Here is a 12588-nt window from a genome sequence, read left to right as displayed (position 1 = left end):
TATAAGTAAGAACAAATAAGCCCAATTAGGAGAAAGACTGGCAAAGCAGTGCGAAAATGCTTGCCAAAAAACAAGATGCCAACTCCTAAGAGTTTACCTCTGGCGATACGCTCAATTAGTTCCGAGCGGGACAATCCAGTATTCTGAGCCATCTGAGTCAACAAGCCAATGCCTGTAGGGGTCAGGGATATCCCCACCTTGGACTTACCTTCTGAATACTGGCTAGCAGTTTTACGGCTTTTCTTGGGCATTGGCTTTTCCTCCGGATCGGCTATTTAAAGTCTATATATTTTACTGTTAAAAGTACCTTGTTCAAAGCTTTAGTTAAAACCTTTAGTTAAAAGCTTGTATTTCCCAGGTAGTTGTTGATGGTTGACCGCTGTCAGTAAACTCTCAACAGTCAACCATCAACAACCCACACATTTCTATGGCAACTGGCCATAGAGCTAATCCCAGCTCTAATAAGTACTAAGTTTTTCCTCTAATAACTACGAGGCCGCCACTTATTCAACCGCGCTTCTGCAATCATAGCTAAACGCCGCTGATCAGCAACCTTTTCTTGTAACGTGGCAATTTCCTGAGCCTGTTTTTCAGACTTTTGTTGCAGAGCTTCATAACTGTCTGGCTGTACAGTCGCTGCTGCCATTGGGATTGGGGGTGCGATGGTGGTGAAACCACTACCACCATTGGTTGAAGAACTGTAAGACTGCCATTTGCTAAACTGTGATTCTCCAAAGCTAGCCAATGGTCGTAAGTCTGCCAACTGTTTCTGCAAGCTTTCCAGCAGTTCTTCTTGCTCTTGGCATTTCCGTTCGATGGCTTGATAGGCTTCTGAGCGTTCTTTCTCAGCTCCTGCGGTAGCTTGCTTCGGTTGGATTTTGGGCTTGAGTACTTCATCCAATAAGGCTTGGATATCAGTAACTGGGGCAAGCCCAAGGGGATTATTATAAATAATCGATTTATTCAGCTTTGGTGGATTCCCTGACACATTGTCTTTATCAGAGCTAGAAACGCTGGGCATCAGCACCAACATGTTAGTAAACCCAAGGAGCTTTTTGCCTGTTTGGGTTTTATAGCCCCGGTAAAAGGGTACAGTATCCTCCCCAAACACCTCTTGGTACTCGTCACTATCGATATAGGAATCAATATCCGCCTCGAAACCTCCTTGATCCAGTACTTGGCTGTGATAGAAGGTCTCAGAGTAGTCATCAGGAGCACGACCTAGCAAATGCTTAAAATTCAGCTCGATTGACCGGTAGCGGGGACAGATATCGAAAAACCTTGACCGATACAACTCTGACTTGGCCACCTGACGGACAAACTCACGGACAGTGATTTGGCCCCGCTTGATCTGGGATTCCGGGACAATCAGCCGTTCACTGTCCATAACATGGGAATTTCCCAAAACCTGACGGTAGACTGCTCGAATCACCGTCTCGATTTCTGCTTCCGAGCGACCTGGCCACAGCTCAATCGGATCAATTTCTTCCCAGGCTTGATACTGGCGTTGCCAGGTTTGAGTTGTGTTTTGCTCGAGTTTTTCAGCTTCTGTAAGAATCTTAGGTGCTATTTGAGTGTCTGTGGGACTTGCTGGTTGCTCTTTCTTGAGACCTAGAACATTAGCCAGGAGTTTATTGACATCAGTGGGTTTTACTAGGTCACCAGCTCCAGAAAGCGGCTCCATATTACTGGGGCTATTGGTCATCAGGGACTGATTCAACCGAGACCAATTCCCCCGCCAAACAGTGCCTTTATCGCTACCAGAGGCACCACGCAACAGTTTTAAGATATGGGTAAATCCCACTGTACTCTTGCCTATCTGGGTTTTGTAACCCCGATAATAGGGCACCTGGTTTTCCCCAAAAGCGATCTGGTATTCTTCGCTATCGATATAAGAATCGATTTCAGTCTCATAACCCCCTTGATCAAGGATCCTCGTATGCTCAATAATTTCCTCATAGCTTTCGGGAGCTCGACCAAGGAGATGCTTGAAATTCAACTCAATGGCTCGGTTACGAGGGCAACTGTTGAAAAATCGGGAGTAGTAAAGCTCAGATTTAGCCACTTGCCGCACAAATTCGCGGACAGAAATTTCTCCGTTTCTAAGTTGGGATTCGGAAACGGTGAGCCGCTCACTGTCCATGACATAGGTATTCCCCAACACTTGCCGATAGACAGCCCGAATCACAATTTCCAGTTCTTCTTCAGAATGACTAGGCCACAGTTCAACTGGGTCTGTTTCTTGAAATGCTGCCACCCCTAATTGTGCGGCTCGTGTCAGTACAGGATTTATAAAACCAATTACCATCTAAAAGACCTCCCAATCCATTGCTGTTAAAAAAAGTTAATCAACAACTAATAAACAACTTTTTTACGAAGACTACCTTTTTCAATCCAATAGTATTGATCACTTAATGTCCAAAAAAAAAAAAAATTGATTGAACACTATATTAATTGAACACTATAAGTATTAATTTATTTTTGATTAAATTGTTTAAGGTGACGCTTTCCATATCATCTTGGTTGACTGACACGCTAGTTGCACTTAGAGATTTAATTGACTGTTGACTGCTGATCATTAACAGTCAACAGTCAACAGTCAACAGTCAACAGTTAAACGAAAAAATCTGTACGGTGCAGTAGTCAGCTCAACCTACTTTTTGAGTTCTCCACGGTTTGAAAACACGTGGATTCTAAGCGCGGATGTCACTTCGCGGGTTAAAACCGCGCTAAGTGACGCTTACGATACTGACTAGATAGTGAATCTAATCTGTACCGTTGCGGCAGACTCAAAACTGCCCTACCTCCCTGGCCTATGGCCACGCTACGCGAACGGATCAACAAAAAGTCAACCTGTGGATTTACTTCTGATTTAAATAACTTTCGGAGTGGTTGTACCAAACAAATAAGGGCAATAAATCGCTACTTTTTGCTGCTTTACTTGCCTGTTCCTTGAGGAGTAGGATTAACCCCGTCTCTTACTGGCTGGAATCTCACCGTAAAGCGCAAAAAATCAACGCAACCAACCTTGTTCTTACTCGTCATTCTATTCTAACACGATCACCGGGATAAATCCCGGCACGCTCCACGCCCACCCAATAAATTAGGTGGCTAACTCTCGCTTGTTATTTTCTCTTGTTTTAACTAACGTGGACACTAGCAACCTTACCACCCATACAGCTAATGTTCTTCATTGCCTCAGCTATACAGCTATAAGGAACCTTCGTCGTATAGTTACTTGTGCGCATTACATCTTGGCGACACAGACCTGTTACCTCTAGTACAACTGTGCGATCGCTATAATCACTCAGAATGCTAGTTCCATCTGTAATCATTCCTGACATCGGTAAAGTACCTCCAATTTACTAAGTGTTGACTTCAAAAACGCTCAATCCTACTGCCAATAGTTAACCAATAGTCAACTATCCAATAGTGTTAGTTTTTAGAAATTAGTTGTTGATTGTTCACAACCTATTTCCAAAAACTAACATCTACAGACGTAGCTTATCTGTAACTACTGAATCCTGACAGTCAACCTAACCTATTTCAGTAATACTGACAATTTTGCTGCCCATTTTGTGCATATTTTGAATTCTCGCCGACAGCTGGTCGTAACCCACCTCATAGGTAGCATTACTTCGCTTGAAGCGAGAACCAACACCAGCTTTAGCGACAGTAATCTTAAAGCGTTTGCCTGTATTCGCGTAATTACCTGAACCCCCAGCAGGAGCAGTAATCTTAGTAGACAGATTAGCCGCTAAATCACTAATCAGCTTGGCTTGGTTACTGCTATCACTAGTAGCATCTCCCCGCATCAAACAAAACGTCCGATTAAATCCTACGTTCTTAATCCCAACTTCGGTATTATTACTACGAGGATAGGGGACAATAAACTCACCAAAACTCAACTGATACTCTGCGCTATCGATATAAGAATCGATTTCAGCGTCGTAGCCAGCAGTGTTATAAATTAGAACGTGTTCGGCAATTTCTGCCTGTTCCTGGGGAGCACGACCTAGAAAATGCTTGTAGTTGAGCTCAATGAAACGATACTGGGAAGCAGAATCAAAAAACAGGGACTTATACAAGTCTGATTTAGCGACCATGCGCACAAAGCCCCGTACACTGATGTCCCCATTCCGGAGCATCGCTTCAGCACTAGTTAAGCGATCGGATTCCAGCAAGTGCTGGTTACCTAGAACCTGTTTGTAAACTGCCCGAATCACTGTCTGCAGATCATCTTCTGTTGCACCAGGACGCAACTCTATCGGGTCAGCATCCATTACCCAAAGTGACATTTAAATTCCTCCTAGATTCTTTGCTCAGATTTAGCTGACTTACACAGCTATTCACTTATCAGTTACCAGTTATCAGTTACCAGTTAACAGTTTTTATTTTTACTGATATAGCACTACGCATTAAGGTGTTTGACATTGATACAAGCAGCAACAGCTGTTTTAGTGAACTTTTGCCTCTTGCCCGCCCCCCTTACTAAGGGGGGTTAGGGGGGATTCCTCTTGCCTTGCGCGTAGCACTATAACTGATAACCGGGTTCCTGGATCAAGTTAACTCAGTAATACTGAGAATCTTGCCACCGCCTTTATGAATACTCTTGACTTGTTCAGAGAGTTGCTCGTAGCTAACCTGATAGTTGAGCTGGCTACACTTATTCAACCGGGCTACACCAGCGCATGTGGAAACAGCAATCTGGTAACGCTTGCCAGTATTACCATAACCTGCACCATTTCCAACTGCTGGAGCTTTAATTTGTGGAGATATATTAGCAGCTACAGAAGTAATTAGCTGGGCTGGTTTTCCACTATCACTGGTAGGAGAACCTCGCAGTAACGAGAACATCCGATTAAAGCCCACATTCTTAATTCCAGGTTGGCTACGGATGCTGCGGGGGTAGGGAACGATGTTATCGCCAAAATTCTCAAGATATTCGTCACTATCGATATAGGAATCGATTTCCGCTTCGTAACCCTGTTCATTGTAAAGGCTGACGTGCTCAGAGATTTCAGCTTGATCTAGAGGAGCACGACCTAGCAAATGCTTGCAATTAAGCTCAATGAACTGATAGGGAGAAGACCCCTCGAAAAATCGGGATTGATACAGGGCTGATTGAGCCACCATGCGCACAAAGCCACGGACACTAATATCCCCATTGCGCAACATTGATTCCCCATTGCTGATTCGCTCGCTATCCATCAGATGGGCATTGCCCAAAACCTGCTTGTAAACAGCTCGAATTACCGTCAGCACATCCTCTTCAGTAGCATAGGGTCGCAGTTCTACTGGGTCACCTTCAAAGGCATCTAGACCAAGGGTGGCTGATACCGTTAAATTCCCCATTCTTATTTCTCCTAAACTCAGTTTGATAATGATATAATCGTTCCTTAAACCTAGTTTGAGGTAATTTCCCCAAACCTAGGGTCAGCTATTAAGGCGCTATTAAGCAATTATTAGCCGACCCTGAGTTTATATCAAATGGTCAACATTCAACCAGCATTACAAAACTTCAGTAATGCTGATAATCTTTCCACCACATTTATGAATGTTTTGAAATTGTTGAGACATTTGACTGTAGTTAACTACCCGCTCTGTCTTGCTAAACTTATTGAGTCGAGCAGCAGCAGTTGAGGTAGAATAGACAATCCGGAACCGCTTGTCCAAGTTACTACTAGCTGCACCATTGCCAATCGCTGGCGGAGTGATTGTCGTGGACATATTCGCAGCCAAAGAGGAAATTAACTTTGCCTGTGTATCACTGTCATTGGTAGGAGAGCCCCGTAGCAATGAGAACATCCGATTGAACCCTTCAGTTTTGATCCCCACTTGGGTGCGGATAGACCGTGGATAAGGGACGGTGTACTCACTAAAGTTTTGAATGTATTCGTTGCTATCGATATAAGAGTCGATTTCAGCGTCGTAGCCCTTTGTATTATATATTTCGACGTGTTCAGTAATCTCTGCCTGGTCCTGGGGAGGGCGTCCTAACAAGTGTTTGAAGTTCAGCTCAATGAACCGGTACTGAGAAGAACTGTGAAAGAACAGTTTCTTATACAAGTCAGATTTAGCCACTACCCTGACCAACTCACGCACTGTAATATTGCCATTACGGAGTTGGGCTTCAGCACTAGAGAGCTGATCGCTCTCCATGATATGTTCATTGCCCAAAACCTGCTTGTAAACGGCTCGAATTACCGTTTGTAAATCATCTTCAGTGGCAAAAGGGCGTAATTCTAATGGATCACATTCAAAGGCATCCAAGCCTAGAGTCGCTGAGCGAGTTAAATTTCCCATTTCTATCTCTCCTTTAAAACTTCCGAAAAAAAACCCCAGACATTAGGAGATTTCTGTAATGCTGACGATTGTCCCACTAGTGCGATTAATCCGCTGAATTTGGGGTGTCATCTTGCTGCCAGGAACAATGTACTCAGTGGTACTACGACGGCGACGACCGCTGTACATGGCACCCCGCACTACAATTTTGAACATCTTTTCGGTAGCATCAGCATAAGCGGCAGCACGAGCACCTGCCAGTGGCACAATTTCGCTGGTGCTATTGGTGGCAACTGCTTCTACCAAGCAAGAGCTTGTTATGGAGCTATCAACTTCTGGACGACCCCTGACCAAGGAGAGGGTACGGTTATAACCCACCTGCTTTTGACCGATTTGGCTACTAGCACCACAATAGTAGGGTACGGTATCATCCCCAAAATTAGTTTGGTACTCGTCGCTATTGATGTAAGAATCAATCTCAGCATCGTAGCCCTGCTCAATACAGATGCGGATGTGTTCCGAAATTTCTGTCTGATCTAGGGGAGCACGACCCAATAAATGCTTAAAGTTCAGCTCAATAAATCGGTAGGGCGCACAGGATTCAAAATACCGAGCGCGATAGAAATCTGATTTGGCAACAGCCCGGACAAATTCCCTGACCGTGATGCTGCCATCGCATAATTGCGATTCAGCACTCACCAGCCGCTCGCTCTCCATAATGTGGGGGTTGCCCAAAACTTGACGATAAACTGCCCGAATTACAGCTTGCACTTCATCAATGCCGCTAGTAGGCCATAGTTCAAATATCAAATCTGAATCTAGACCAAACTTGGCAGTAGGCGCTGTACTGACCATTTAAATTTCTCCTCGCAAAAAACTTATTCAAAATAGAGGGGATTTTCTTTGGCAAAACAAAGCAACCAACCCTTCATTGCACTGCACCTCTACCTTCTTTGGCAGCAAAGTAGTTGGCTTGCTGCCAAAGCACGCAGACATACACGAACTTTTCCAGATTAGAAACGTTTTAATCCCGATTGAATCCTAATTACACCAGGGTGATGCTTGCAATCACGCCACCTTGCTTATGAATCCGCTGGTACTCTTTGGACAGCTGATCAAACGGAACCAGGTATACCTGGTTACTGCGCCGGAATTTGGATACCCGATTCACTGCACCAGGGGACTTATAGCCAGTTACCTCAATCCGGTACACCTTACCTTCAGCACTAGCTCCAGCACCATGGCGAGTTCTTGAACCCAATGGGGTTTCTTGGAAAGACCAGCCAGATATACCACCAGATGGGGGAATCACTGCTGTAGGAATTTCTTGAATTACATTCTTATTTAGACAGGGAGTATTGCCAGCCAAGCTCCCTTTGAAGTCGCTACTAGAAGCTCCTCGCAACAGTTGGAACATGTGGGTAAACCCAACCATCTTCTTGCCTGTTTGGGTTTTGTAGCCTCGGTAGAAGGGAACTGTGTCTTCCCCATAGACTTCCTGGTACTCGTCACTGTCGAGATAGGAATCAATCTCTGCCTCGAAGCCCCCTTCATCCCAGATAATACTGTGAGCCTTCATCTCATCGAAGCCATCGGGAGCCCGACCAAGAAAATGTTTGAAATTCAGCTCAATTACCCGGTAACGGGGGGATTTGTCGAAAAACCGGGAGCTGTAAGCATCGGATTTAGCTACTGCCCGCACAAATTCCCGAACGCTCAGTTCACCTCGTTTGAACTGAGACTCAGGGACAGCGAGCCGCTCACTTTCCATGACATAAGCATTGCCCAAGACTTGCCGATAGACCGCCCGAATCACGGCCTCAGCGTCCTCGCTTGAGATACCTGGCCATACTTCAATTGGATCTGTGTCTTCAAATAGGCCGACACCTAGCTGTGATGCTGGTCCGAATGCCATTAACAGATTCTCCTAGATAGCAACAAATTTTTTAATCAGGGTTTTCTCAGGGTGTTTAAAAAACTTTACAAGCTTTTAAACAATAACATAACCTCTCTCGCCAATCCTGATTAAGGAATCTTGGGAGCTCATAGCTCCTGTGAGCGAGATTGTGTCAGTGTTTTACACCTTCACACCTTCATTTATACAATGCCCTGATCACCCTAAATTATCAAGATTTGTAAACTTCTAGGATTCTCTGTGATTGAAACTGACGACTATCTTAGAAAGTATGAATTATAAAGTATTACTTATGAAATATCGAAATTTTTGGATTATAGGGAACAGGCAACAGGGAACAGGCAACAGGGAACAGGCAACAGGCAACAGGCAACAGGGAACAGGCAACAGGCAACAGGCAACAGGGAACAGGCAACAGGGAACAGGCAACAGGCAACATAAAAAAAATATCTGTACCTCATAAATATGAGAACAGCTATATTTCTGATTTTTTTTAAGCTACCCTAGACCGAACACCCAGGGCGAACAACCTTGGCCTATTGGCCACGCGATCGCGTTCAACCTTGGCCTTTGGCCACGCGATCGCGTTCAACCTTCAACCTTGGCCTTTGGCCACGCGATCGCGTTCAACCTTCAACCCTTTAACCTTGGCCTATTGGCCACGCGATCGCGTTCAACCGTTCAATCCTTCAACCCTTCTGAATTTGTGCGATCGCTACCTTGACCAGTTGGCGAATTTCCTCTCGGTCATCAGATAACTTCGCTGTTAAGGCGGGTAAAGCCGCTTCATCCTTAAGCTTCCCTAAGGATAAGATTGCCCTCCGCCTCACCTCTTGGCTGGGGTCTTCCAGTAAAGGGATTAAATGGGGAACCCCGAGCTGGGGGTCAAGTTGGCTCACCGATGTCGCTGCTTCGGCACGCACGTTGACAGATTCATCTTTCAGTGCTACTAATAGAATTTCTTTAGCCTGGTCATTACCTGGTTCATCTACCAAATTAGCGATCGCTCCCACAACGGCCATCCGCACATCTTCTGATTCCGAGTGGATTGCCTGATACAGGTGCTCAGCTGCGTCTGACCCAATGAAAGCCAGTGCCCAAGAGGCATGACCTTTGGCAGATTGGGGATAATCCGCTGATTCCAACACCTCAATCAACTTTGGGACAGCCGCTTCTCCCATTCTGGCTAAGGCTCCAGCCGCTGAACTCTTGACCACTGTATCCTCATCATTTAACAAGGCATCAATCAGGGTAGGAACCCCCTGGGGATCCCTGATTTTTGCTAAAGCCTTGCCACAGGACCTGCGCACCACCGGGTTTGGGTGATTAGCTAGTGCTTCAATCACAAAGGGAGCAGCTGGCTTACCAATTTTTCCGAAGGCTTCCACGAATCCCAGTCTGACCATTCCCCGGCTATCAGCCAGGGATTCAACCATCTTTTTTAACTGTTGCGGATTAGTAATATCAACGTTTCCCTCAGCAAGTTGGCTATTGACATCAGCCAGGAAACGGTCAGTTTCAGAGGGAGCTGGCGGTTGAGTTTCCGATGTAACCATGGATGATTAAGTTGCTTGAGTCTGTTGCTTCAGGATGATGGCAAGGAGGATTGCTGGGGGCGGAGATTTTCCAGAGCAGCGTCAATCTTAACAATTTCCGGGTGTTTTTTGATATGCTCCATCGCCGCTTTTTTGGGCAATTTCACCTTCTGAGCCATTTTCATCACATCATTAACCAGTCTTTCCCGATATTTCTCTAGTTCAGTAATAACTTCCTCAATTTCTGCCGGTGATGGCTGGGCTTCTTGAATTTCAGACATTTTGGTGACGTTCTTAAATCGTGATTATTTTAGGTTACAGGTTACAGGTTACAGGTTACAAGTTACAGGTTACAGCTTACAGGTTACAAGTTATAGGTTACAGCTTACAGGTTACAAGTTACAGGTTACAGCTTACAGGTTACAGCTTACAGGTTACAGCTTACAGGTTACAGCTTACAGGTTAAAGGTTTCAACGGTTTAACCTTCAACCTTCAACCTTTCAACCTTTCAACCTGCAATCTTCAACCTTCAACTCTCATGACTGGCTCCTAAACTTTCCCGAGTATTGCTTCGAGTATAGGGATTCCAGGTATCGAGTTCCTTATATGGTTGATTCAAAAGCATGGAACGGGTAGCTTCACTGATGCCTTGAGCCATGGTAAAGTCAGCCCCAGCAATATTTTGTACATGGTTTAAATCTGCTCCAGTCAGGTCGGCTCCTCGCAAATCCGCTCCCTCCAGCTCCACGCCACTCATACGGGCATTGCGTAAGCAAGCCCCGGTCAGTAAAGCCTTCCGTAAGTTGGATCCACTCAAAGCAGCATCCTGCAAATTAGCACCAGTTAAATCCGCTCCGCTTAGATAACCTCCTATTACTCTAATCCCTTGTAAGTCAACTCCCCTGAGATTAGCGGTATTGAGAAAAGCACCATTGAGATTAGCACCAGGCCCAACAGCCCCAGAACTTTTGTAGCGAAATCCTTCTGGCCAATTGGTTTCCCGGTCATACAGGGCTACTTGTAGGTTGGTTTCATTTAAGTTAGCCATGGTCAAATTAGCTTTCCTTAAATCTGCCCGGTTTACATAAGCCCCTTCCAAATCAGCGCCAGTCAGGTCAGCGCCAGTGAGATCAGCTCCTCTGAGATCAGCTCCCCTCAGATTCGCTTCCCGCAAAATTGCCTGACTAAGATTAGCCCCAGTTAGGGTAGCTTGGCTCAAATTAGCTTTCTGTAGGTTAGCACCACTGAGGTTAACCTGGTACAAGTCTCCCTGACTCCAATCGATGCCCTCAAGATTAGCATCAGAAATATAGTCTCCGGCTTGGAACCGTTTTAAGATATCCATAGCTTGGTTGTTAGTGCGATCGCTTAACTGAGTTTGGCTCATGGTAATTACTGAACTCTACCTGGAACTGCCAAGGTTAGTCTACCGTTCTGGTGGGAACACAAGATGTTAAAAACAATTACTATTTCCAGGTTAAGGACTAGGCTAGGGACACCAAATAATCGTACCCTAGCCTAAACATAGCGATTAACCATCTCTACCCACATACCACTATCTGGAGGTTTAAGCAAAAATGCGACTCAAGCCACCCATGACCATGATGGACTTCTTTCGTAAAAGCGAGGGCAAGTGGTTTACTCAACGCACAGTTCATCACTTTGATAACGCTGCCGATGAATCGGGAGAATCCAATCTGATTGTTCAAGTCATCGAAAAAGATAACCCTAAAGTCCAAACCGTGTGTGACCTCCAAAAGATTGACCCAAGCCAGGCGATGGGGGGAGCGAGCTTTATGTGGCAAATCAATTTAGATGACCGGGAACCAAGTTCAAAATATGCGGCAATTCTGATTGATGTTCCAGATGATGAAACTAAGCTTAGTGGTAAATTGATTCGAGACCAGGGCTATGTGGAAAGTATTCCGGTAGTGAGTCGGTATTGGTTTGGCAAAGACGGCATCCTCACCATTGATACCAATTACCAGAATAATCAGGGTCAAGAACGTTGTTGGTTTGTCACCGATGATTTTCGTGTCCGAGTCAGCACTGTGCGCATGATGAATGGCGTCAATCTCATGACCTATTGCTCTGAACGCCGCTGTGTTTCTAGGGAAATGCTGGAGCAAATGATTGAAACTAATCGCGCTAGAGCTATGGCGGCGCAATAATAATTAAGTCATTGAAATAATAATTCAGAAATGATTAGTAGGATTATAAATAACCATTAGTTTATGATTTAACCAATTTCTATTAAAAGTTACTAGACCATAAACTATTCATACTCCTGAGTTATGAATCTTAACTCCTAAATCTGAGCATACTTGCTCAGATCACTCCCAAGGTGAAGTATAGGAGGCTAAGTAAACATGAAAATAGTGCGATCGCTAGTAATTTTTGCTGGGATAACTCTGAGTGGATACTATGGGATTACTCATTCAGTAAATCCCGCTGTGGCTCAGATTGTTCCGGATCAGAGCTTGGGGGATAATCCAAGTGTTGTTAAACCCAATGTAGAGGTCAAAGGAATTCCCGCTGACTTGATTGAAGGTGGAGCAACCAGAGGGGATAACCTATTCCATAGCTTTTCTGATTTTAATGTTGGGGACTTGCAGCGGGTTTACTTTGCCAATCCCGCTGGCATCAATACTATTCTCAGCCGAGTAACCGGTAGTAACATCTCCAAGATCTTCGGCACCCTGGGAGTAGATGGTGCCGCCAACTTTTGAACTCTCCACGGTTTGAAAACACGTGGATTCTAAGCGGATGTCGTTTCGCGGGTTAAAACCACGCTGCACGACGCTTCACGATACGATCTAGATAACGAGTCTAATTTGTACCGTTGTGGCAGG

The 12588-nt window shown here is 45.0% G+C and carries 13 protein-coding genes and 1 pseudogene; 2 read left to right on the top strand and 12 right to left on the bottom strand.

Annotation, left to right across the window (positions count from 1 at the left end; all coding sequences use genetic code 11):
• The 12 genes and pseudogenes from F6J99_RS32175 to F6J99_RS32120 form a co-directional block, all read right to left on the bottom strand.
• Positions 1–251: pseudogene (locus F6J99_RS32175) on the bottom strand (hypothetical protein); the annotation flags it as partial.
• A 230-nt stretch (positions 252–481) separates the two neighbouring features.
• On the bottom strand, positions 482–2308 hold the full coding sequence (locus F6J99_RS32170) for a phycobilisome rod-core linker polypeptide (protein ID WP_293119102.1): 1827 nt from the start codon (positions 2306–2308) through the stop codon (positions 482–484).
• Positions 2309–3140: 832 nt separating this feature from the next.
• Positions 3141–3344 carry a phycobilisome linker polypeptide gene (locus F6J99_RS32165; RefSeq protein ID WP_293119100.1) on the bottom strand — a complete coding sequence of 68 codons (204 nt, stop codon included), beginning with the start codon at positions 3342–3344 and terminating at the stop codon, positions 3141–3143.
• 192 nt (positions 3345–3536) lie between these two features.
• The gene (locus F6J99_RS32160) at positions 3537–4298 is read right to left on the bottom strand and encodes a phycobilisome rod-core linker polypeptide (protein ID WP_293119098.1); all 762 of its coding nucleotides are present in this window, start codon (positions 4296–4298) and stop codon (positions 3537–3539) included.
• A 262-nt stretch (positions 4299–4560) separates the two neighbouring features.
• Positions 4561–5355 (bottom strand): phycobilisome rod-core linker polypeptide, encoded by a 795-nt coding sequence (locus F6J99_RS32155; protein WP_293093851.1) that lies wholly within the window; start codon positions 5353–5355, stop codon positions 4561–4563.
• Between the two features lie 156 nt (positions 5356–5511).
• A complete protein-coding gene (locus F6J99_RS32150) occupies positions 5512–6306 on the bottom strand; it encodes a phycobilisome rod-core linker polypeptide (protein ID WP_293119096.1) in 795 nt (264 codons plus the stop codon).
• A 42-nt stretch (positions 6307–6348) separates the two neighbouring features.
• Entirely contained in the window at positions 6349–7140 is a 792-nt protein-coding gene (locus F6J99_RS32145) for a phycobilisome rod-core linker polypeptide (RefSeq protein ID WP_293119094.1), read from the bottom strand.
• A gap of 190 nt (positions 7141–7330) precedes the next feature.
• On the bottom strand, positions 7331–8200 hold the full coding sequence (locus F6J99_RS32140) for a phycobilisome linker polypeptide (RefSeq protein ID WP_293119092.1): 870 nt from the start codon (positions 8198–8200) through the stop codon (positions 7331–7333).
• 314 nt (positions 8201–8514) lie between these two features.
• Positions 8515–8661 carry a hypothetical protein gene (locus F6J99_RS32135; RefSeq protein ID WP_293119090.1) on the bottom strand — a complete coding sequence of 49 codons (147 nt, stop codon included), beginning with the start codon at positions 8659–8661 and terminating at the stop codon, positions 8515–8517.
• Positions 8662–8889: 228 nt separating this feature from the next.
• The gene (locus F6J99_RS32130) at positions 8890–9756 is read right to left on the bottom strand and encodes a HEAT repeat domain-containing protein (RefSeq protein WP_293119088.1); all 867 of its coding nucleotides are present in this window, start codon (positions 9754–9756) and stop codon (positions 8890–8892) included.
• A 29-nt stretch (positions 9757–9785) separates the two neighbouring features.
• Entirely contained in the window at positions 9786–10016 is a 231-nt protein-coding gene (locus F6J99_RS32125; RefSeq protein WP_293119086.1) for an acetyltransferase, read from the bottom strand.
• A 249-nt stretch (positions 10017–10265) separates the two neighbouring features.
• Positions 10266–11123 carry a pentapeptide repeat-containing protein gene (locus F6J99_RS32120; RefSeq protein ID WP_293119084.1) on the bottom strand — a complete coding sequence of 286 codons (858 nt, stop codon included), beginning with the start codon at positions 11121–11123 and terminating at the stop codon, positions 10266–10268.
• Positions 11124–11313: 190 nt separating this feature from the next.
• Between F6J99_RS32120 and F6J99_RS32115 the strand changes: the two genes are divergently transcribed.
• Both F6J99_RS32115 and F6J99_RS32110 read left to right on the top strand, forming a co-directional pair.
• The gene (locus F6J99_RS32115; protein WP_293119082.1) at positions 11314–11907 is read left to right on the top strand and encodes a phycobiliprotein lyase; all 594 of its coding nucleotides are present in this window, start codon (positions 11314–11316) and stop codon (positions 11905–11907) included.
• Between the two features lie 198 nt (positions 11908–12105).
• Positions 12106–12465: a filamentous hemagglutinin N-terminal domain-containing protein gene (locus F6J99_RS32110; protein ID WP_293119080.1), complete on the top strand. Its 360-nt coding sequence runs from the start codon at positions 12106–12108 to the stop codon at positions 12463–12465.
• The last annotated feature ends 123 nt before the right edge of the window (positions 12466–12588 follow it).

It is taken from the genome of Moorena sp. SIO4G3 (assembly GCF_010692305.1).
GTDB lineage: Bacteria > Cyanobacteriota > Cyanobacteriia > Cyanobacteriales > Coleofasciculaceae > Moorena > Moorena producens_A.
Note: the sequence above shows the minus strand (reverse complement) of the source record. Positions and strands in the feature narration are given on the sequence as shown.